This is a genomic window from Asaia sp. BMEF1, assembly GCF_051628905.1.
In the GTDB taxonomy this organism is placed as follows: domain Bacteria; phylum Pseudomonadota; class Alphaproteobacteria; order Acetobacterales; family Acetobacteraceae; genus Asaia.
Genome location: NZ_CP157575.1, coordinates 3,115,282 through 3,135,605 on the forward strand (window position 1 = coordinate 3,115,282; position 20,324 = coordinate 3,135,605).

At 60.5% G+C, this 20,324-nt stretch carries 20 protein-coding genes; 11 read left to right on the top strand and 9 right to left on the bottom strand.

What is annotated here, in order from left to right; all coding sequences use genetic code 11:
- Positions 1-16 precede the first annotated feature (16 nt).
- The 10 genes from ABHV46_RS13890 (at position 17) to mltG (ending at position 11,706) form a co-directional block, all read left to right on the top strand.
- Positions 17-2,113 (top strand): M13 family metallopeptidase, encoded by a 2,097-nt coding sequence (locus tag ABHV46_RS13890; protein ID WP_438381957.1) that lies wholly within the window; start codon positions 17-19, stop codon positions 2,111-2,113.
- A 176-nt stretch (positions 2,114-2,289) separates the two neighbouring features.
- On the top strand, positions 2,290-4,194 hold the full coding sequence (locus ABHV46_RS13895) for a sensor histidine kinase (RefSeq protein WP_438381958.1): 1,905 nt from the start codon (positions 2,290-2,292) through the stop codon (positions 4,192-4,194).
- 145 nt (positions 4,195-4,339) lie between these two features.
- Positions 4,340-5,059, top strand: a complete 720-nt coding sequence (locus ABHV46_RS13900) for a glycine betaine ABC transporter substrate-binding protein (protein ID WP_336946467.1) — start codon at positions 4,340-4,342, stop codon at positions 5,057-5,059.
- A 243-nt stretch (positions 5,060-5,302) separates the two neighbouring features.
- Complete coding sequence (locus ABHV46_RS13905; RefSeq protein WP_336946466.1) at positions 5,303-6,181, top strand: class I SAM-dependent methyltransferase; 879 nt, start codon at positions 5,303-5,305, stop codon at positions 6,179-6,181.
- A complete protein-coding gene (locus ABHV46_RS13910) occupies positions 6,178-6,942 on the top strand; it encodes a hypothetical protein (RefSeq protein WP_438381959.1) in 765 nt (254 codons plus the stop codon). The genes ABHV46_RS13905 and ABHV46_RS13910 overlap by 4 nt, the downstream gene beginning before the upstream one ends.
- Before the next feature lie 75 nt (positions 6,943-7,017).
- Positions 7,018-7,989: an ACP S-malonyltransferase gene (gene fabD, locus ABHV46_RS13915; protein WP_438381960.1), complete on the top strand. Its 972-nt coding sequence runs from the start codon at positions 7,018-7,020 to the stop codon at positions 7,987-7,989.
- A 19-nt stretch (positions 7,990-8,008) separates the two neighbouring features.
- On the top strand, positions 8,009-8,749 hold the full coding sequence (gene fabG / locus ABHV46_RS13920) for a 3-oxoacyl-[acyl-carrier-protein] reductase (protein WP_188425894.1): 741 nt from the start codon (positions 8,009-8,011) through the stop codon (positions 8,747-8,749).
- 240 nt (positions 8,750-8,989) lie between these two features.
- Positions 8,990-9,229, top strand: coding sequence for an acyl carrier protein (locus ABHV46_RS13925; RefSeq protein WP_023978090.1), 240 nt, complete (start codon positions 8,990-8,992; stop codon positions 9,227-9,229).
- 200 nt (positions 9,230-9,429) lie between these two features.
- A complete protein-coding gene (fabF, locus tag ABHV46_RS13930) occupies positions 9,430-10,662 on the top strand; it encodes a beta-ketoacyl-ACP synthase II (RefSeq protein WP_438384416.1) in 1,233 nt (410 codons plus the stop codon).
- Between the two features lie 30 nt (positions 10,663-10,692).
- Positions 10,693-11,706 (top strand): endolytic transglycosylase MltG, encoded by a 1,014-nt coding sequence (mltG, locus tag ABHV46_RS13935; protein WP_438381961.1) that lies wholly within the window; start codon positions 10,693-10,695, stop codon positions 11,704-11,706.
- Between the two features lie 41 nt (positions 11,707-11,747).
- Here the strand turns inward: mltG and ABHV46_RS13940 are convergent, their stop codons facing one another.
- The 3 genes from ABHV46_RS13940 to ABHV46_RS13950 all read right to left on the bottom strand — a co-directional run bounded on the left by ABHV46_RS13940 (position 11,748) and on the right by ABHV46_RS13950 (position 14,065).
- Positions 11,748-12,602 carry a lipid-binding SYLF domain-containing protein gene (locus tag ABHV46_RS13940; protein WP_438381963.1) on the bottom strand — a complete coding sequence of 285 codons (855 nt, stop codon included), beginning with the start codon at positions 12,600-12,602 and terminating at the stop codon, positions 11,748-11,750.
- A 104-nt stretch (positions 12,603-12,706) separates the two neighbouring features.
- Positions 12,707-13,501 (bottom strand): inositol monophosphatase family protein, encoded by a 795-nt coding sequence (locus tag ABHV46_RS13945; protein WP_438381964.1) that lies wholly within the window; start codon positions 13,499-13,501, stop codon positions 12,707-12,709.
- 12 nt (positions 13,502-13,513) lie between these two features.
- Positions 13,514-14,065, bottom strand: coding sequence for an MmcB family DNA repair protein (locus ABHV46_RS13950; RefSeq protein WP_336946460.1), 552 nt, complete (start codon positions 14,063-14,065; stop codon positions 13,514-13,516).
- A gap of 50 nt (positions 14,066-14,115) precedes the next feature.
- Between ABHV46_RS13950 and ABHV46_RS13955 the strand changes: the two genes are divergently transcribed.
- Positions 14,116-14,442: a hypothetical protein gene (locus tag ABHV46_RS13955; RefSeq protein WP_438381965.1), complete on the top strand. Its 327-nt coding sequence runs from the start codon at positions 14,116-14,118 to the stop codon at positions 14,440-14,442.
- On the opposite strand, the gene ABHV46_RS13960 is transcribed toward ABHV46_RS13955, so the two are convergent.
- The 6 genes from ABHV46_RS13960 to ABHV46_RS13985 form a co-directional block, all read right to left on the bottom strand.
- Positions 14,416-15,489, bottom strand: a complete 1,074-nt coding sequence (locus ABHV46_RS13960) for a glycosyltransferase (RefSeq protein ID WP_438381966.1) — start codon at positions 15,487-15,489, stop codon at positions 14,416-14,418. The two genes, ABHV46_RS13955 and ABHV46_RS13960, sit on opposite strands and share 27 nt — an antisense overlap.
- A complete protein-coding gene (locus ABHV46_RS13965) occupies positions 15,486-16,244 on the bottom strand; it encodes a nucleotidyltransferase family protein (protein ID WP_438381968.1) in 759 nt (252 codons plus the stop codon). The genes ABHV46_RS13960 and ABHV46_RS13965 overlap by 4 nt, the downstream gene beginning before the upstream one ends.
- Entirely contained in the window at positions 16,241-16,960 is a 720-nt protein-coding gene (locus ABHV46_RS13970) for a sterol desaturase family protein (RefSeq protein ID WP_438384418.1), read from the bottom strand. Before ABHV46_RS13970 ends, ABHV46_RS13965 begins: the two co-directional genes overlap by 4 nt.
- 104 nt (positions 16,961-17,064) lie before the next feature.
- Complete coding sequence (locus ABHV46_RS13975) at positions 17,065-18,159, bottom strand: LptF/LptG family permease (RefSeq protein ID WP_438381970.1); 1,095 nt, start codon at positions 18,157-18,159, stop codon at positions 17,065-17,067.
- Positions 18,156-19,346 (bottom strand): LptF/LptG family permease, encoded by a 1,191-nt coding sequence (locus tag ABHV46_RS13980; RefSeq protein WP_438381971.1) that lies wholly within the window; start codon positions 19,344-19,346, stop codon positions 18,156-18,158. Before ABHV46_RS13980 ends, ABHV46_RS13975 begins: the two co-directional genes overlap by 4 nt.
- Positions 19,346-20,248: a metallophosphoesterase family protein gene (locus tag ABHV46_RS13985; RefSeq protein ID WP_438381972.1), complete on the bottom strand. Its 903-nt coding sequence runs from the start codon at positions 20,246-20,248 to the stop codon at positions 19,346-19,348. Before ABHV46_RS13985 ends, ABHV46_RS13980 begins: the two co-directional genes overlap by 1 nt.
- Between the last annotated feature and the right edge of the window lie 76 nt (positions 20,249-20,324).

Consider the following 20,324-nt stretch of genomic DNA (forward strand, 5'->3'; position numbering starts at 1 on the left):
TGAAAAAGGCTGCCTAGTGACCGGAAAAATAAAACGAGCCTCCTCGCTCTGGCTTGGCGCTGTCAGCGTTCTTGCCCTGACCGTGCAGTCGGCCTCGGCCCAGACAGCCGCGCCCAAAGCCAAGGCCGATGACGCCAGTGTCAAGCCTTACGACCCGAGCTGGGGTTTCAACATGTCCGGTATGGACAAGGCCGTACGGCCCGGCGATAATTTCTTCCAGTATGCCAATGGCACTTATCTGAAGAATATCGTCATCCCGTCCGATCGCGCTTCGTTCGGACCGTTCATCATCCTCGCGGAAACGGCGCGTGAACGCGTGCAGACGATCCTGACCGATGCAGGCAAGCGCCCGTCGGCAGATCCAAAGACGACCGAAGAGAAGCTTGGCGCTTTTTATGCGACGTTCCTGGATACCGCTCAGGCAGACAAGTTGGGTGCGACCCCGCTCAAGAACGATCTCGATGTGGTGCGTGGCGTTAAGGATGCGGCTTCTCTGGCTCGTCTGTTTGGGCAAGCGGCATTTGGTTTCCAGTACGCGCCTTTCTCCCTGATTATCAATGCTGACGACAATAATCCGGGCGAGTATGCGTTGCTGCTGCATCAGGGCAAGCTCGGCTTGCCGGATCGCGACTACTATCTCAAGCCGGATTTCGCCGCCAAGAGGAAGGCTTATCAGGCCTATATCGCCAAGACCCTGACCATGATTGCCTGGCCGGAAGCCGATCAGGAGGCTGCAAAGATCCTGGCCCTTGAAACCGAGCTGGCCAAGGTCGAGTGGTCGCGTACCGAAATGCGTGATCCTGTAAAGGTTTATAACCCGATGACCGTGGCCGAACTGGCCAAGAAGGCGCCGGGTATCGATTGGGCCGGGTTCCTGACTTCGGCGGGTATTCCTGCGCAGGGTCTGGAGAGCCGCCGCATCGTTGTAGGTGAGCCGACCGCGCTTGCCGGCATGGCCAAGGTGCTGTCGACGGCGGATTACGGTACGATCCGCTCGTGGCTTGCTTTCCACCTCGCCAGCGACGCGTCATCCTATCTCAGTCAATCTTTCGTCCAGAGCGCCTTCGACTTCTACGATCATGAACTCGAGGGTTCGCCCCAGCTTCCGGTCCGATGGAAGCAGGCTGTCAGCCATACGGAAGACGCCATGGGCTGGGCAATCGGCAAGATCTATGTCGAGCGCTACTTCCCTCCTGCAGCAAAGGCCCGCATCACCGAGCTGACGCAGGACGTCAAGGCGGCGTTCGCCAATCGCTTGGCTCATAATGCCTGGATGGCCCCTGCCACGCGTGAGGCTGCTGGGCGCAAGCTGCAGAATTTCGAGATCCAGGTCGGCTATCCCAATAAATGGCGCGATTATGCGGGGCTCTCCGTCAAGCCGGGCGATCTCTACGGCAATGGCGCGCGCGCGATCGCGTTTGAGTGGCAGTATAATCTTGGCCATCTCGACCAGAAGGTCGACCGCAATGAGTGGTTCATGACGCCGCAGACGGTTAACGCCTATAACGACCCCAATCAGGTCGAGATCGTCTTCCCAGCTGCCATTCTGCAGCCGCCCTTCTTTGACCCGAAGGGCGATTCAGCTGTCAATTACGGTGCCATCGGTGGAGTAATCGGTCACGAGATGACCCATTCCTTCGACGATGAGGGACGCCAGTATGACGAACATGGCCGTTTGCATCAGTGGTGGACGCCGGATGACGTCAAGCGTTTCCAGGCGCTCGCGGATCGCTATGGCAAGCAGTATGACGCGTTCGAGGTGCTGCCGGGCGTGCATCTCAACGGCAAGCTGACCATGGGTGAAAACATTGCTGATCTGGGTGGCCTGACTCTGGCGCTCGACGCCTATCATGCGTCGTTGCATGGCAAGCCTGCACCTGTGGTGCACGGTCTGACCGGCGATCAGCGCGTCTTCCTCGGCTGGGCACAGGTCTGGCGTCAAAAGCTGCGCGAGGACTCGATCCGTAATCGTGCGGTGACCGACCCTCACTCGGCACCGGAAGCGCGCGTGAACCTGCCCATGCACAATATCGATGCATGGTATGCCGCCTTTGGTGTGAAGCCGGGCGACAAGCTCTATCTCTCGCCGCAGGAACGCGTTAAAATATGGTGATTTCATTCGGGTAATCGTCAAATAATCTTGCTGTCGATTGTGGCTGGCCTTGAGAGCGCGGCCACAATCGCCGGGAAAGGCGCGATAAACTCCATGTACGTTCAGGGAACGGCGAGGAAACAGTCTCCGGTAGAAGAGACGACCGATCCGTTCACTTCCAATCAGTTTGACGTGTCATGAGGCGTCAGCACGATCTACACGACCTGCTGACGGTCGCTGCCGTTCTAGCGCGTGCTCCTGCCGCCTATATCGCTTTACCTGATCGCGGTCGGCAGAACGTGGCGGCCTGCTACGGCCCGCTTCCCGAGCATCTTGCGGTGTCGGTCGTAGCGCCTCAGCATTCGTTTGTGCAGGAGGCGCTTCCGCCGCTCGCTGAGCTGGCTCAGGCACCATGGCACTATGCGTTTCAGATACGCGTCCCTGTGCCGCTCCTCGGAGAACAAGGCGCTGGCACGTTGTGCTTTCTGACACGTGATTTTCCTGATCCGGACTTGCCTTCTTTCACGGCGGGGTTGGATGCTGTGACGCGGCAGATCTCTCGCGTTCTCGCCAGACAGGAGGATGAAGGCGTAGAGAAAAGCGCTGCGATGCCTCTGGTCCCGAAGGCCGAGCGGGCACGGCGGGGGGAAACGCCATCGGCGCTCCCTTCCATCGAGGATTTGCCTGGAATCGGTACGTTCGAAATCAGGTTCGGCAGCAATCTCATTTCGCTCTCTGCCGAGCTGATGCGCCTTACCGGCGTGCCTACCGGCAGGCAGTGCCCTATAGAAGTCTTTCAGCGTTGCATGCCAGTGCCGGATTTTGATCTGGTGCATTTTGCAGAAGGTTCGAGCAGCGAACTCCGGTTTTCAGAGACTGATTTTGCGATCGAAAGCCTGACGGATCAGGCCAGAAGCTGGGTAAGACGCAGGGCGGAAATCGAGGCCGATGAGAGGGGGCAGCCCTGGCGCCTGATCGGGACGCTCGAAGATATCACGCGTGACCGGGTGGCGACCAATCGTCTTTCGGCGATGGTGATACTCGGTGACGCTTTGCGCAAGGTCGATACGGCAGCGGAGGCTTATCATGCCGCGGCATCGGCACTTGCGGATGCGCTCGGCGCCGATCGGGCAGGCTGGGCCCTGTTCGAGGCCGGTGACGAGACGCATTTTCGTATCGTGCAGGATTGGCATGGGGCGAGCATGCCCAGCGCGGCGGGTATCTATGACCGCGCGGCTTACGGCGTTGCACTTCATGTACTCCAACAGGGTTTGCTACTTTCTGTGCGCGACGCGCATGAAAATGTGTGGCTGCCCTGTTTCATGCCCGATCATGACGGGAGGGATCAGGTCAGGTCACAACTTTTGATGCCGATCATGAGCCAGGGACGCCTGACGCATTGTCTTTACGTCCAATGCTGCTTGCCGCGTGACTGGACCGATCAGGAGCTGGCTTTTCTGAGGGCGGTTTCCGACCGCGCCCAGGCGGCGGCGGCCTCTATCGAGGCGCGCGCGCACCAGCAGACAATGCATCAGGAGCTTGCCCATCGCCTCAAGAACACGCTCGCTCTGGTTCAGGCTCTGGCCAATCAGAGCCTGCGCGGGGTCGAGAATCGCGATGCGGTCAAGGCCTTCGAAAAACGTCTTGTGGCGCTTGGATCGGCGCATGATCTGCTCATGCGCCAGGCCTGGCAGAGTGGCGATCTCGAAACGCTTGCCCGCGAGGTCTTGGCTCGCATCGCGCCGATAGAGCGTTTTCGTCTGGAGGGTATCCCGGTCTCGCTCGGTCCCAACACGGCGACCACGCTTGGTCTCATGCTGCATGAGCTTGGCACCAATGCGGCCAAATATGGGGCTCTCAGTGTCGAGAAAGGCCGGGTGAGTCTCGTCTGGTCCATCGAGGCGGATGAGATGCGTCGCAATTTGACGTTGCACTGGCAGGAGGAGGGGGGGCCACCCGTTCGAGCCCCTCAATCTAGCGGCTTTGGCTCGCGATTGCTTCGGGCCGGGTTCGGGCATCAGGGCGCGACGATCGTAAACTACCCCGAGACAGGCTGCGATGCGTGCTTCACGCTTCCACTGCGTCAGGCTCAGAGCAATTGAACGGGGTCGAAGCCGGGCTTCGAGAGGGTTGATTGCAGGAAGCGGCGGCAAAAGTGTCAAACCCGGACTATCCTCTTGCCATTCCTGCCCTGAAGTGATCGAACACAGGCAAATTGCCTGATTTTCGTTTGCTGAAGGATGCGCCATGACCACGATCTCTCTGGGCTATCTGCGTAACGCCCTGCACGCTGGCTGTGCGAGCGCGGTTGCACGCGTTCTCGATGCGCATGAGGTCGAGGTCGAGTTTCTCGATGCCGATCGGGGTGAACTGCCCGGGTTGCTCGAAGAGGGGGCCATCGATCTTCTGGTTTCGGCCTGGTTGCCGCGCGACGCCTCTCTGGTTCAGCATGGCATGCGCGTACTGGGCACAATCTATCGCCCCTATTACTGCTGGGGCAGTTATGACGCCGTATCGTCACCGGCCGAGTTGTCGAGCGAGGCTCTGGAAACAGTATTCGTTGCGCGTTCCGATGCGGCCAGACTGCAGGACGTTCTTGCTCAGAAGCCATCCCTCTCGGGTCTGGCACCAACGCTTTGTGAAGACGAAGCGCTTTTCGAAGCCGTGCAGGGCGCGCACGCTGCGGGCAGGAAGTTCATCGTCTTTCTAGCGCAGCCCCATGCGCTTTTCCACGATGAGGCGTTTCAGCCGGTAAGCGACCCACATTTTTCAGAAGAGCTGGAGGCAGCTCTTCTGGTTCGCGAGGCTGTCGCGGCCTGCGCCGATCAGGACATGCTGGACGAGCTGTCCGAGATGACACTTGGCAACAAGGTGATGAGCGCTCTCGAATACGCGATCCAGGTCGATAATATGGACCCCGAAGAGGCTGCCGAGGCTTGGCAGCGCGGGCGTCTGGTGGCGCGATAAGTTGTTTCTGCCCGGTAGCCGCGTGGCCCGGGCAGAAAACGATCACGGGACATGTCTGGTCTGTGGGTATGATCGGCGAAGGTAGTTTTACTTTTCTGCGTCACTCGCAGTTCTTGCGGTCGCGGATGGAGCCGGGCGATCAGCCTCTATATTCCAGATAAAATAGCGGATACTCGGAGAAATTTTCATAAATCGTTAATCTATACTATAGACGGCACAACCAGTTTTCATGACAGGCAGTGCATGTCTTCTTATCCAGAAGCGTCAGATCTTTACGAGAAATTCCGGCATTGCAGCGACGAGGCGTGGTTGCAGATATTGGTCGCCTCGCTTCAGTTGCCGGAAATCGAGGGCGTCAGGATGCCGGATTTTCCCGCCCCGTCTTTCCAGAGCGAAATCCACGGTCATTCCGGCGAAGTGTCCCTTCACGAAGCCTTTATGTTTTTTCGTGAGATCAAGGCCTATTGTCACTATGCGGGTAGGCCTCTCGGCTCGGAAACGAGACTGCTCGATTTCGGCTGTGGATGGGGGCGGATTTTACGCCTCTTCATGAAAGACGTCCGGCCTGAATATCTTTTCGGAATCGACTCGACATCGCGTTTTCTGATGGAAGCGCGCCGTTGTAATCCGGCACTCGGTTTTCTTCAGACGGGGCTCGCGCCCCCAACCATGATTGGTGCCGGATCGTTCGACCTGATCGTCTCGTTTTCGGTGTTCTCTCATCTGGACGAGTTCATCGCTGGTTTATGGATCAGCGAGTTCCATCGACTTCTGCGACCTGGCGGCCTTGCGGTCATCACGACCCAGAGCAGACGGTTCATCGCATTTTGTGCCGAGCAGCGCCTGCGCCGTGCCTCTGGCATAAAACTGGAGCATGGGTGGTATGAGGCCTGTGCCGACAGCTTTACGGACGAGGCGCGCGCCAATGCGCGCTACGACGCGGGGCGTTTTTTGCATGCCACCCCTGTCAGGCGCCCGCATCCTGGCGCACATTATGGCGAGGCGATCATTCCGCGTGGATATATTGTCCAGAAATGGGGTCATTTGTTCAGAGTGATCGAATTTCTGGATGATCCCACTCGTGTGCCTCAGGTGTTTATCGTCTTGCAGAAGATAGAATGATGAAACGTGAAATACTCTTGGGCGCCGTTTTCGGTCTTACCTTCTGCTCCGTACAGGGAAAAGCGCTGGCCCAGTTGCAGTATGGTGCGCCAGGGGAGACGATCGAGGTTACCGCGCAGGCACCGGTGGGTCTTTCGAAACGCTATCAGCGGCTTGAGCGCGTATTCAGACGCTTCGATTCCTTTCCTGCCGCCGACCGAAGCGGACTCTCCCTGCATCTCAAGGCGACGCTTCAGCCAGGCGACCGCCCTGGTTATGGCTCGGGGCTGATGCTGCGCAATGGCGATGAGACGATCCGCCTTATCCCCGAGCCTGGTAACGAGATCGTCTTTCCTCGTGAGGCAAGGTTGTGGGAGTCCAACCCTCCGCTCTACGCGAGACTGCGCGCAGGAGAGACGCTGAGTGTCGGATTTTTCTTCACCGTCGCGCCCGCAGATCCGAGGCGCTTCACGCAAAGCGAGGCGAAGCACTGGTTGAACCAGCTCGATCGTTGCGTGGAAGATGAAGGCGGATTTCTGATCGCCCTGCTTTTGCCTGATACCCACAAGCTGACGGTAGAGATCGCCCCCGGCAGCCGGTTCGAGGTGGTCGAGGGCGGATCGACGCATCTTCTGGTCGATAATCAGGGCGTTGCGCCGTATCGCTTTGTCTTTCGGCCTCAGGACTATCCCCGTGACGCGGTTTTTCAGGCCAGCAAGCCGTTCGCGCGTATTGTCATGGATCTGCCTTTTCCGCTCCACGGCGCGCTTGAGAGACAGTAACGATTTGACAGCGGTGCATTGCCTCCGCCATCACCCCACCCGGAATTGCTCAAAGCTTAGGGTGAGATAGGGCTTATGTCAGTGCATGCATTCGTGTTTCCGGGCCAGGGCAGCCAGTCTGTCGGTATGGGGCAGGGGCTTTACGAGGCCTTTCCCGCCGCGCGTGAAGTATTTCAGGAAGTCGATGACGCGCTCGACGAACATCTGTCGAAGCTGATTTTCACCGGCGACGCCGCAGAGCTGACCCGCACCGAAAACGCGCAGCCGGCTTTGATGGCTGTCTCGCTTGCGACGGTGCGTGTGCTTGAGACCGAAGGCGGATTTGCCCTGTCCGATAAGGCAACGGTCGTGGCCGGGCATTCGCTCGGTGAATATTCCGCCCTGGCGGCCTCGGGCGCGTTGGGGATTACCCAGACGGCGCGTCTGCTGCGCCTGCGCGGCCTGGCCATGCAGGAAGCTGTACCGGCAGGTGAGGGCGGTATGGCGGCGTTGCTCGGCGTCGACGCAGAACTGGCGCATGAGATCTGCCGTGACGCTGCGTGCCTGGAGGCCGAGGGCAAAGACGCGGTTCATGAGACGATCGAACTCGCCAATGATAATGGCGGCGGTCAGATCGTGATTTCCGGCCAACTCACGGCCATCGAGCGTGCCATTGCTCTGGCGAAGACCAGAGGCGTGAAGCGCGCGGTGCTGCTGCCCGTGTCGGCGCCGTTCCACTCGTCGCTGATGGGCTCTGCTGCCGAGAGAATGGCCGAGGCGTTGTCACGCGCTGAAATCGGGACGCCGTCCATTCCCGTCATTACCAATGTGACGGCGGCCAAGAACACCGATGCCACCCGCATTGCCGATCTGCTGGTGCGGCAGGTGACGGGCTCTGTACGCTGGCGTGAGAGCGTTCTGGCGATGGCGGCCATGGGCGTGACATCGCAGATCGAACTGGGTGCGGGTAAGGTGCTGACAGGGTTGGTGCGTCGCATCGTGCCTGAAATGACGGCACGCAACGCGGGTACCCCTGAAGAAATCGAGGCGCTGCTGCGCGACCTCTGAAAACTTGGAGAAAACGACAATGTTCAATCTGCAAGGCAAGACAGCGCTCGTGACGGGCGCTTCGGGCGGTCTGGGTGCTGCCATTGCACGCGCCCTTCATGCCCAAGGTGCCGAACTGGTGCTTTCCGGCACGCGTGAACCGGCCCTTGCCGAAGTCGCGGCGAGCCTTGGCGAGCGTGTGCATGTCTGCGCTGCCAATCTTTCCAGCGGTGAGGAAGCCGACGCGCTGGTGGGCAAGGCTGAGGCACTGCTGGGCAAGCCGCTCGATATTCTCGTCAATAATGCCGGGCTCACGCGCGACGGTCTGATCATCCGCATGAAGGATGAAGACTGGTCGCAGGTCATGACCGTCGATCTGGAATCGCCGTTCCGTCTGTGTCGCGCAGCCCTCAAGGGCATGCTGCGCCGTCGCGGCGGGCGCATCATCAATATCGCCTCTATCGTTGGCGTGACCGGTAATGGCGGTCAGGCCAATTATTCGGCAGCCAAGGCGGGCATGATCGGCATGACCAAGTCGCTGGCGCAGGAAGTCGGGTCTCGCGGTGTGACGGTCAACGTGATCGCGCCGGGTTTTGTCGAAACCGCCATGACGGCCGTGCTGCCCGATGCGCAGCGCGACAAGCTGCTGGGCTCCATCCCTCTGGGACGTATGGGCAAGCCCGAGGATATCGCTGCAGCCGTCGTCTATCTCGCTTCGGAAGAGGCTGGCTGGGTGACCGGCATGACCATGAACGTCAATGGCGGGATGGCCATGCCCTGAGGCCTAGGGCCCCTCTCGCACGCAAAGCTTGGCGTGTGAGGTAAAACCATGCTAAGCGCCCGCTGCTTCGTCCGAAGCGTGGGCGCTTGAGCCCGCCGGGGTCCGAACTTCGGTCCGCGATTCAGAGCACTGGCAGTACAGGCCGCCTCTGGAGTAAAGACGGGGACCGACTGGGCGACCAGACGGATGGTAAAACAGATTCGAACCGCCCGAGTAAGGGCACACAGGAAGCCAGAACAGATGAGCGAAATCGCCGATAAGGTTAAGAAAATCGTTGTTGAGCATCTCGGCGTTGAAGAGAGCAAGGTGACCCCTGACGCTTCCTTCATCGACGATCTCGGCGCCGACAGCCTCGACACGGTCGAGCTGGTCATGGCCTTCGAAGAAGCCTTCAGCGTCGAAATTCCTGAAGATGCAGCCGAGAAGATTGCGACCGTCAAGGACGCCATCGACTACATCGAAAAGCAGAAGGCCGCCTGATCCGGCTGCATCGGGTCGTCTGACCCGATGCAATGATCGATCTCCGGCTCCCCCTATCAGCGGAGCCGGGACATATGACGAGATTTACAGCCGCTCCCTCATGGCAGCCCGCCGGGAGCTGGCCTTTTTGACTGGAGCTTCGTCCGCCCATGATGGCAAACCTATCGGCAATGAAAGAAAGACGCGTCGTCGTCACCGGTATGGGGCTTGTCACGCCACTGGCGGTGGGCGTGGTCCAGACCTGGCAGCGCCTGATCGCCGGTCAGACCGGTATCGGCCGTATCTCCTGCTTCGACCCGAGCGATCTCCCGGCCCATGTGGCAGGTGAGGTGCCCGAAGGCCCGACGGCAGAAGGCGGTCTGACGCTTTCGGACTGGGTCCCGACGAAGGACCAGAAGAAGATGGATCGTTTCATCCATCTCGGCATGGCGGCTGCCATCCAGGCGGTCGAGGATTCAGGCTGGAAGCCGGAGACCGAAGAAGATCGTTGCGCCACAGGCGTGATGATCGGCTCCGGCATCGGTGGTTTGCAGACCATCTATGATGCGTCTCTGACGGTTGCCAGCGGCAAGGCACGTCGCCTCTCGCCGTTCTTCATCCCCTCGGCCCTGATCAACCTGATTTCAGGCCATGTTTCGATTCGCTATGGTTTCAAGGGCCCGAACCACTCGGCGGTGACGGCCTGTGCGACCGGCGTGCATGCCATTGGCGATGCGACGCGTCTTATCATGCTCGGCGATGCCGATGTCATGATTGCAGGCGGCGCGGAAGCAGCTGTCTGTCCGCTGGGTATCGCCGGGTTCTCTTCGGCCCGCGCCCTGTCGACCGGCTTCAATGACACGCCCGAAAAGGCATCGCGTCCCTGGGACCGCGATCGTGACGGCTTCGTCATGGGCGAAGGGTCCGGGATTGTCGTGCTCGAGGAATACGAGCATGCCAAGGCTCGCGGTGCGAAGATTTACGGCGAGATCATCGGTTATGGTCTGTCGGGCGATGCGCATCACATCACGGCACCCGCCGAAGGCCATGAGGGTGCTTTCCGCGCCATGACGGCAGCACTGCGCTCGGCTGGCATCACCCCTGCCGATATCGATTACGTCAACGCGCATGGCACCTCGACCATGGCCGACGACCTTGAACTCGATGCAGTGGAGCGTCTGTTCGGCGACGATGCGAAGCATGTGGCGATGTCCTCCACCAAATCTGCCACGGGCCATCTTCTTGGCGCTGCGGGTTCGGTCGAAGCCATGTTCTCCATGCTGGCGATCCGCGATAATGTCGCACCGCCGACGCTCAATCTCGACAATCCGGCCCGCGAGAGCGTGATCGACCGCGTGGCGCATGAAGCCCAGCAGCGCAAGATCAACATCGCGCTTTCCAACAGCTTCGGTTTTGGCGGCACCAATGCCAGCCTGATCGTCAAGGGCGTCTGATTCACGCCGTAAAGCCATGAAGGGGCGGGCATGAAGCGTGTCTTACTCGCCTTTTTCGTGCTCCTTGTCCTTGCCGGGGTTGGGGGCACGGCGGCGCTCTGGCATTTCGCCCATCGTCCCGGTCCCCTTCAAAACCCTGTCGATCATGTCGTGCCTCATGGCAGCACTATCATGATCGCCCATGATCTGGCCGGTGCCGGGATCATCCCGAACGGCCGAGCGGCAGAACTCCAGTTCCGGCTTCTCGCGCGCCTTACGAAATCGGATGGCGCACTACACGCGGCCGAACTGCATTTCGTAACTGCGTGTTCGGTTCTGGACGTGCTCAATGTGTTGCGTCATGGCACGCCTGTCAGCCACCATCTGACCATCCCCGAGGGGCGCACAGCACGGCAGATCACAACGCTGATCGCTCAGGATCCTCTGCTTTCCGGCCCGATGCCGGAAATTACCGAAGGGGCTCTGCTTCCCCAAACGATCGCCTATGAGCGCGGGGCATCGCGCAAGCAGATCGTGCACCGTCTCGAAACCCTCATGACACAGACACTCGCGCGTGTATGGGCCGGAAGGGACTCTGACCCTGCGTTGAAGACGCCGCATGAATTGCTGGTTCTGGCCTCGATGGTTGAACGTGAAACGGGGGATGATGCCGAGCGCCCGCAAGTGGCGCGCGTCTTCCTCAATCGCTTGTCGCTTGGCATGAAGCTGCAATCCGACCCGACCGCCATCTATGATTTGAGCGACGGTCTGGGCGTACTGGACCACGCTGTAACCCATGACGAACTGCACATGGCTGGCCCACATAATACGTATGAAATTGCGGCTCTACCGCCGGGGCCGATCTGTTCGCCCGGTCTGGCCGCGCTGAACGCTGTTGCCCATCCCGCCGCTGGCGACATGCTTTACTTCGTAGCCGACGGCACGGGGAAGCACGGGTTTTCTCACGACCTGCATGAGCATAACCAGCGCGTCGAGGCCTTGAGGATGCTTAAGCCTGCCCATAAGGCACCTGTCAGTCAGCCAGGGCGCGCCCCTCGTCCTTGAGGGGCATTGGGCGGTGTTCGTTCCGCCCTATTCCTGTCGCCTTACCGCGGCGCGGAGAGCGACTCGCTTTTTACTGCGCCATGCGACTGGCTGGTGAATGATTTGCTGCTGTCATAATTGGACGGGTAGGGACTGTTACCTACGGTGCCCCCCGAAGGCGTCAGCGCAGTGCCTGTCACCGCAGGCTGGGCAGGCGTGGCACTCTGCTGCTGTACGACCTGCATAAGCACGCGACGCAGCGGATCGGCACCGGTATTGTTCACGCGCATCGAGATGACGATGTCTTCCGGGCCGACCGGCTGGTTGTAGAAGGCGCGATTGGCGCTGCTATCGATGGTCAGCTTCGAGCCGCCGAGCGAAGCTCCGGCGAACAGGCCGGAGGATTTCTGAAGGGCGAGGATATCGGTATTCGATGCGCCGGCAGACCCGCTTTCGATGCCGCTGCCCATATTGGCGAAAGAGGCCGAAGCCCCCGCGCTGAATTTGAACTGGCTGTCGAGCAGGGCCTGAAGCCCGCGATCCGACATCACGAAAAACATGAGTTCGGAGCTCTCGACACCGAGCTGTATGCCCATCGAAGCCGAGCTGAGCGTGTAAAAAGCCGGATCGGACCATGATCCGCGCGCATCGCGCGACAGCAGGAGGCAGCCGCCCCCGGCACCGCCGAAGACGATCGACATGCGAAACACCGACGGGCACACCATGACCGCGCGTGCCTTGGCCAGATAGCGCTGGGCACGCGAATTGGGCGTGGTACCCTGAAAGATGTCCTGAACCGCAAGCGTTGCGCGGTCGACCAGAGCCTGTTGTGTCGATGTGGCCATGGCTGGGAAAGCCGTCAGACCAGTAGCCAGAAGCACCGTAGAGGCGACGAGTCGGCGGGGGAAAGAAACCATAGAGCAAGGGCCTCGTATCGTGAGCCGTCAGGAAGCGGAAGAAAGGAGATCTGACGGAAAATTATGGCGTGAGAATGGTTGGCGCGTTGCAACGCAGACGGACGTCAGATGAAAGTCATCGCGGCGGCCTCGGCAATCGGCCCGGCGACCCCGGGTGCCGCAGCGAGAATCGAGATAGAGCCGGTCAGTCCGCCATCCTGCAAAAAGGGTGAGACGCGCGCGCCGCTTTCATGCAGCATGACGAGGGCGGCCGCGACATCCCAGAGATTGATGGCGATTTCGAGATAGCCGTCGCATCGCCCCGAGGCGACATCGGCAAGCGCCAGAGCGCCGCAGGCTCCGGTTCGCGGGGCGATGCCGCGCTCGAGAAAAGCTCTGGCGCGACTTGCGAAGATCTCGGGCGAGACCTTGGCGCTCCAGCCTATCTCCACCATGGCGCTGGTCGTATCCGTTACGGGGGAGGCTTTGAGCGTCTTGCCGTTCAGCCAGGCGCCCACGCCCCGCTGAGCCGTGTAGATCTCGCCTAAAGCCGGAGCATTGATGACACCGGCAACCGGAACGGCGCCGTCCATCAGCCCGAGAGAAACGCACCAGCGTTCGCGCCCGCGGGCATAATTCGACGTGCCATCTATGGGGTCGATCACCCAGGTCAGCCCGCCCTCGCGCTGGAGTCCGCCTTCTTCTCCCATGAAGCCATCTTCAGGAAACAGGGCCTGGATACGTTTGGAGACGAGCGCCTCGACCGCCATATCAGCCTCGGTCACATAGTCCTGCATGCCTTTCTTGCTGCCGGTCGGACCGCCCGGCGGTGGCCTCATCGCCATGGCCAGGGCGGCGGCATCGGCGACCACGGCGCGGGCAACTTCAAGGCGTTGCGCGATAAGGCGTTGATCGGTCATGCGGGCACTCCTTTATTCGACGCGACGAGCCGCACGCAGAGACGCTGTCATGGCAGGGTCTTCCAGAGCCATCAGGCGCAGCGCGGCATTATGGCCGAAAAGCTGCATCAGGGCCTTTCTGCGGGCCGTCGCCAGCTTGGCAAGCGGGCTTTCGCGGATCATGGCACATTCTGGCAGGATGGTTGAGGGGCTTTCCATCACATGCGCGACGAAGAGCCCGACATCGTCCGGGATGAGGGCGTGGGGGAAATGCTGATCGACCGCAAAATAGAGCCGGTCGCACCAGTCCCGATATTCTGGCCATTTGCGATCTGTCAAAAAATCCCGTGGTCCTGACTTGATCTCGATGCAGTGCAGTTGCCCATCGGCCGCAAGGGCCATGATATCGGCCCGGCGACCGGCAGTGGGAAGGGAAAACTCGTTGAGGCAGGCCCAGTTGAGATTGCGCGCCAGACCGAGCACGGCGCGCCTGATGGCGAACTGGTTTTCAGGCAGGCTCAGAGGAGATCCGGCTCTGTCGATACGGGACTGATTGTCCTCTTCGTAACTTTGCCTGTCGCTCACTTGTGGTTACTCATCAAAGGCACCCTGCTTTCACCCGTCTGGAGAAACTCTTGCCTGACAAACGCGAAACAACCGATCAGGTTATGCCTTTTTTTGACTGGATGCGTCGGGAGAAGGCGCTGAGCTGCGCCATTTTCGGCGTTGTTCTGTTCCTGCTCGGGTTTTTATGCGGTCATCTCGATGAACGATTGCATTTCGGGCTCGATATGCTGGCCGTCATCGCTTTCGGTTTCGCCTCCTATCTCGAGCGCCAGCCAGCCCCGCGTATGATCTGGATTCTGCTGCTGGTGGCGTCGGTCGTCTTCGCACAGATGGACTTTCGTCTGTCGAACCATCTGACACAGACGCGCTCAGAGAGTTCTTTCGAGGCGCGCTAGAATTTCCTTGCCCCGTCGGTCGAATGACGCGGCATCGAAACGCGAGAGCACGCGGTCGCGCCCGATCTGGCCCATGGCGGCGAGGCGCTGAGGCTGGCGCAGCAACTCGGCAAGCGCAAGCGCGAGGGCTTCGGGGTCCTTGGGCGGGATGATGCGCCCGCAGGTCTCGGTGATCGTATGCGGCAGCTCTCCCGCCTCTGAGGCGATGACAGGCACACCGCAGAGCAGGGCCTCATGAGCCGCAAGACAAAGCCCTTCCCAGTGCGACGGCTGCACATAGATCTGAAGCGTCGAGAGAAACTGTCTCGGATCGGCGTTATAGCCGTCGAGCACGATTGGCAGTCCGTCTCGAGCGATCAGGGCTGCCAGACGATCCCGCTCCTCACCCTCACCGGCGATATGGATCTCGTATTCCGGCAGGCCGCCGATTTTACCCAGCAGGCGCACGGCTTCGCAGAGCGTGTCATATCCCTTGACCGGGTGGAGCCGGCCAAGACTGCCGATACGGATCGGCGCGGCCTCCGACCAGGGCACCGCGACCGGAAAGCTGTCACTGGCGCGAAAGATAGGCCAGCAGGTCAGCTTGTCGGCGTTCAGCCCCAGCTTACGTTCGGTTTCCTGCTCGACGCAGGTCGAGTCCGCTATCCAGAGACGCGAAAGGCTGCGCATCAGGCGCAGCAGCCTCGCATTCGCCGGTTTGAGGCGGGCCGAATGCTGCCAGCTCACAACGGGAAGACGGCGACGCAGGCCCACGAGCTGCCCGAGCAGCGTCGCGCGGGTCAGTGACGTCCAGATCAGATCGGGTTTTTGCTCGCCGATCTCCCGATTGAGCCAGAGCAGAGCGGCCAGATGGTCCTTCTTGCTTCCCTCGCGCACATGCACTGTCAGCCCGGCCTGAAGCATGGGCTTGATGGCACGTCCGTCACGACGGGTCAGGGCGAGCACGATCACTTCATGGCCGTTTTCGCGCATGACCTGCGTGATGGCCGGAACGGGAAGGGCGGCGCCGCCCCCTTCGACCGAGTTGATTATATAGGCGATTTTCATGAGGCTTCGGCCAGCAGCTTTTCTACCAGCACCAGATCCTGAGGCTTGTCCACATCGACCGCCGCGCGTCCGTGGGCGATAGGGACGAGACTGACCCGGGCGCCGGTCAGGGCCTGGATGCGTGACGTGAGGGTCGCGCTGTCGAGGCGTCTGAACAGCGCGCGCAGCAAGATGCCAAAGCCGAGAGTGCGTGCCATTTTCAGCGGATGTTTGCGATCGCGTTCGAGCCTCTGCCAAAGCTCTACCACCGCGCCGCCTCGCGGTGTGCGCAGCAGGAAGAGATTGCAGCCTGAGAACTTCATGTCGCTCAGCGGTATATAGGTGCGCTTCGTCCCCTTCACATCGCGCTCGATGACAGGGCGTAGGGCGATGCCAACAGCAAGATCGCAGCCTGATGCTTCGGCATCCCGGAGAAATTCGGTAATCCAGAGCGGTTGCAGGAGCGGGTGATCGGCCGTTGTGATGAGCAGAGGCGCGCCGATACGGTCGAGTGCCAGCGCGACGCTGCCGCTCGGGCCTCTAGCCGTTGGCACGCAAGTAAACGCGCGGTCGAGCGAGTCCAGCGCCTCGGGTGTTTCGATGCTGACATAGGCCGGGCCAAGACCCGTCGTGGTGGAGAGCGTTTCGAGAACGCGATCGATCATGGGGCGACCGGCAACCGGAAGGAGTGCCTTATGGGCGACCCTTCCGAGGCGGGCCAACGGATCCTCGGCGCCGTCGCGCGACCCGGCAAGAACCAGAACGGGGAGACTCACCGTGTACCGCTGCTGCTTCTCGCCCCGTCAGGACGCTGCTTGGGTGGAGCGCCTGTGCGCTTCATCACCCAGGGATAACGCTGCGCCTCGTCAATATCGTAACCGAGATCGAACACATGGGCGCTGCGGGCGCGCGCACGGGCATCCTTGTAGAAGCTGCCGAACAGACGGTCGGCAGCGTAATTCGTGATGCCGTAATTGCCGTCTTCGTCGTGAAAATGATGCAGCACATGCAGTTGTTTGATTCTGGCCACCCAGGCCCAGCGCGGCTTGTAGGCCAGATGCTGGATGCAGTGAAAAAACTCGTAGATGCAGGTCATCACGAGACCCGTTGCCAGCGCCGCAAAAGCCGTGCTGACGCCGCCAATGGCCCACCCAATGGGCATGACGATGATCGCGATCGTAGGGACGGTGTTGAGCGGCGAGCCGAACAGCACATCGAGCAGATGCGGATCCTGATGATGGTCGAAATGAACCCTCTTCCAGAGCGAGGCCGTGATTGGATTGCGATAGAGCCAACGCCCGTGAAGGATGAAGCGATGGATGGCATACCAGGCAAAGGGATAGATCGCGACTACCAGAACCGCGGTGATCAGCGTGGGAGCCAGATGAGGGGTGAGTGCAATTGAGGCGCCGACAGAGATCAGGATCAGAGCGAAATAGAACAGGATGGTCGGGTATGTAAGATAGGCCATCCAGAGATGAGGCAGGCTCATCTTGCCCAGATCGAAGCTTCTGCCGGTGCGAAGAGAGCCCTGGTTTTTCCGGGCATTCCAGAAGGCTTTCCAGAAACCTTCGGCCTGTTCACCATTGAACGTGCTCATTTTTCTTCCATCTTCACAATCCATGCCCCTCCGAGGAGGAATGCCAGGGCGGGAGGCGCCGTGACGGCAATTAACGCGGGCAGGGTTCCCGCATTGCCCAGTGCCTGTATCAGGCCTTGAAGCACGATGAAACCAAAACCGGCAGCTAGCGCCGCAATCGGCAGAAGGCTGCGCGTACCCGTGCGAGGGGGAATATAGATTACAGGCAAGGCAAGGAACAGCATCGCGCAGAGCGACACAGGGAGGGTAAAGGGAGCGAAGAGTGCCATGCGATAGGTCGCCTTGGGCAGGCTCGACGCTCCGCCGTGATGCAGGATGTTCCAGAGCGACCAGAAAGAAAGCGCCGGGTAGTTCTGCGAGAGCTGGATAAGCGTATCGGGCGTAAGGCTTGCGGGCAAAAGTGTGACATCGCTGCGCGCCTCTATATCGACACGATTGCTTCTGAGCGCAAGGCTGCGTACCCGGGCGGCCTGCCAGCCCGTCTGCGGATCAAAAACCAGCTCCGGTGCCGTATCGATGGCGACCAGATCGCCACCCTTGATGCGGTGATAGACCGCGACTTTCGTGATGCGCTGTCCGCCTTCGCTGAAGCTGTCGATATGCACGACGTCGCCTGCGGCATGAAACCAGAAGCCGTGACCGCTGCCTGAAGCGTGCGGGTCTGTCCTGTTCCACCATTTGGCGAGCGCCAGTTCAGCGCGGGGGGCGATGATCTCCTGTGTTGCGATTCCGACCAGGCTGATTATTCCGATCGCGGGCAAAAGCAGGACAAGCAGACGCCGTGTCGACAACCCGGCGGCGCGAAGGCTCGCCGTTTCGCTGTTGAGTGTCATCTGCATGAGCAGAAAAAGGGCGCCGATCAGCGTGCTAAGGGGAAGCGTCTGATAAACGAGGCTCGGTAGTCTGAGCAGAGCATAACGCACCATGCCTATCGCGCCGAGATGACGCTCCAGAATCGGGGTAGTCATTTCAAGGAGACCCAGAATTTCCATCATGGAAACCAGGATCGCCCCGCAAATCAGTGTTCGGCTCAGAAAGGATCGCGTCAGGTGGGTGCGCAGGACTGAACGCGATGGCTGGGTGTCGCTCATGATCCGCGCCTTGCCTTTTTGAGGGGGATGGCTTGGCGTCGGCGCCAGGACCCGCGCGAGCGCCTGAAAATGGACGCCATGCAGATCGTACAGAACAGGATTTCAGGCAGCCAGATCGCATAGAATCCCCTCATGCGCCCTGTTGCGACCAGACCGTGACCGAATTGCAGCGTATGATCGAAGCCGACGAGAACAATAGCCAGCGCGATGAGCCCTATGATCGGGCGGCGTCGTTTGGCGCCTATCGCCAGCGCGACGGCCAGCGGCGGAATGAAAGGGATGGCGAGCGCGCGTGCCAGGCGGAAATCGAGTTCGGCGCGCAGGCTCGACCGGGTGATCACCCCCTCACCGGTAGAGGCATCCGATTGATGAGAGGCTTCGAGCCGGGTTGCCAGTTCGACCAGAGTGAGTTCGCGCTCGTCGATCCCACGTGAGCGGAAAACAGCCGTATCATGGCTCTGATCGAAGGTACGCATGCTGTGGTCGAAACGGGTCTGGCTGGCCTTGTTGCTGTCGTCTCGTGGATCGTAAACGATCAGGCCATCCCATAAATCGAGACGTGTCTGTTTGAGGGACGGCACGGCTGTGATCAGCCCGCGATGCGCTGTGATGATCCGAACGGCGCCATCGGGTTCGCGCTGCCGGATGAAGACCTCATGCAGCACCGTCCCGTTGCTTGAGACGCGGTCGGCCGTGAGCATCGAATCCCCCGACGTCGTGGCGAACATGCCCGCCTGAAGATGGGGCGCCCAGCCAGAATGGGCGGCATAATAGAAGCCCGACCGGAAGTCGTAGCGCGCCACGGGCTGGATATAGCCATAGAGCAGGATGCTGCCGAGCCCAAGCACCACACCGGACCACATATAGGGGCGCGCAATGCGAAGCAGAGAGACGCCACTCGCCATGAGGGCATCGATCTCGTTATTGTCGCTCATTCGCCGGATGATCAGGAACACGCTGACGCAAAGGGCTGCGGGCAGCGCCAGGCCGAGATAATGCGGCAGCAGATCAGTCAGCAGCGATACGAAAGTCGCCAGAGAGCTGCCCTCTGCCGCAAGATCGTCGAATAGTACGAGCAGGCGCTCAAGCAGAAGTGCTGCCAGCACGGCGGCAAGCGAGACGATGAAGGGCGGCAGAAGCTGGGCCAGCAGATAACGGTCGAGGGTCGGGAAATGGGGAAGACGCATCAGCCCTGCCCGTCGCGTATGAGCCAGTTACGATGACGACTGCTTCGCCATCCTGTCTCCCGCGTGTATTGACGTGTCGTCAGGTCGATCTCCCATCCGGTATTCCGGCGCGCAATCGCGATCCGGTTCCAGCCACTATGGCGCCAGGGTCTGAAAGATTGCAAAGAAGCCGACGGCACGCCGATGAGGGGAATGGCGGTGCCCGGTATCGTCGAGAGTGTGGCGTCATGCGAATGGCCATGCAGCACCATGGCAGCACCATGTTGCGCAATAACGCCGGCCACTGCCTTGAGATCGAGCAGCGATTTACGCCAGGGAACGAGCCCGGCGCGTGGAGGGTGATGGATCATGACCACTCGGCATCGGTTACGTGTTGAATCCAGAAGTGTGGCAAGGCGCGCGCGCTGTGCTGCGCCGACATATCCGCAGGCCATGAAGGGAGGGGTCGGTACGGCGCTGTTTACGCCGATGATGGCGAGATCGCCCTCTTCGCGCAGATAGGGAAACGCCCCTTCAGCACTGTTTTCCATCCAGTCGGCCCACTGGGCAGTGGTTTCCTGCCAGGGCTCGCGCACCATGGCGTCGTGGTTGCCGGGCACAACGAGGCAGGAGGCCGACATTGTACGCAGCCATGACGCGGCGTTCGAAAACTCGTCTCGCAGGCCGAAATTCGTCAGATCGCCGGTGTTGAGGATCAGATCGGGTCTGGCGGCCTTCATATCGTCGCGAATGGCGTCGGACAGCGCAGGCAAATGGCGGTGGACGCGATGGCGTTTCCAGGAGGCTACGCTCAGCGCGCGCTTATTGGTGAAGTGACGCCATGAGGGCAGGGAGGCGGGTGGTGGAAGATGCACGTCGGAAAGATGCGCCAGAACCACAGAGGGGGTTTCGGTCAGGGTCATCAACCTTTCTCTTCCTTACGACAGGTCAAAGGCCGGTAATGCCAAAAGTTAAAAATGACCAATCGGTTTCTGGTCC

Coding starts and splice junctions, on each gene's coding strand:
- ABHV46_RS13895 (WP_438381958.1), top strand. CDS start 2,290: ATGAGGCGTCAGCACGATCTACACGACCTGCTGACGGTCGCTGCCGTT.
- ABHV46_RS13900 (WP_336946467.1), top strand. CDS start 4,340: ATGACCACGATCTCTCTGGGCTATCTGCGTAACGCCCTGCACGCTGGC.
- ABHV46_RS13905 (WP_336946466.1), top strand. CDS start 5,303: ATGTCTTCTTATCCAGAAGCGTCAGATCTTTACGAGAAATTCCGGCAT.
- ABHV46_RS13910 (WP_438381959.1), top strand. CDS start 6,178: ATGATGAAACGTGAAATACTCTTGGGCGCCGTTTTCGGTCTTACCTTC.
- fabD (WP_438381960.1), top strand. CDS start 7,018: ATGTCAGTGCATGCATTCGTGTTTCCGGGCCAGGGCAGCCAGTCTGTC.
- fabG (WP_188425894.1), top strand. CDS start 8,009: ATGTTCAATCTGCAAGGCAAGACAGCGCTCGTGACGGGCGCTTCGGGC.
- ABHV46_RS13925 (WP_023978090.1), top strand. CDS start 8,990: ATGAGCGAAATCGCCGATAAGGTTAAGAAAATCGTTGTTGAGCATCTC.
- fabF (WP_438384416.1), top strand. CDS start 9,430: ATGGGGCTTGTCACGCCACTGGCGGTGGGCGTGGTCCAGACCTGGCAG.
- mltG (WP_438381961.1), top strand. CDS start 10,693: ATGAAGCGTGTCTTACTCGCCTTTTTCGTGCTCCTTGTCCTTGCCGGG.
- ABHV46_RS13940 (WP_438381963.1), bottom strand. CDS start 12,602: ATGGTTTCTTTCCCCCGCCGACTCGTCGCCTCTACGGTGCTTCTGGCT.
- ABHV46_RS13945 (WP_438381964.1), bottom strand. CDS start 13,501: ATGACCGATCAACGCCTTATCGCGCAACGCCTTGAAGTTGCCCGCGCC.
- ABHV46_RS13960 (WP_438381966.1), bottom strand. CDS start 15,489: ATGAAAATCGCCTATATAATCAACTCGGTCGAAGGGGGCGGCGCCGCC.
- ABHV46_RS13970 (WP_438384418.1), bottom strand. CDS start 16,960: ATGAGCCTGCCTCATCTCTGGATGGCCTATCTTACATACCCGACCATC.
- ABHV46_RS13975 (WP_438381970.1), bottom strand. CDS start 18,159: ATGAGCGACACCCAGCCATCGCGTTCAGTCCTGCGCACCCACCTGACG.
- ABHV46_RS13980 (WP_438381971.1), bottom strand. CDS start 19,346: ATGCGTCTTCCCCATTTCCCGACCCTCGACCGTTATCTGCTGGCCCAG.
- ABHV46_RS13985 (WP_438381972.1), bottom strand. CDS start 20,248: ATGACCCTGACCGAAACCCCCTCTGTGGTTCTGGCGCATCTTTCCGAC.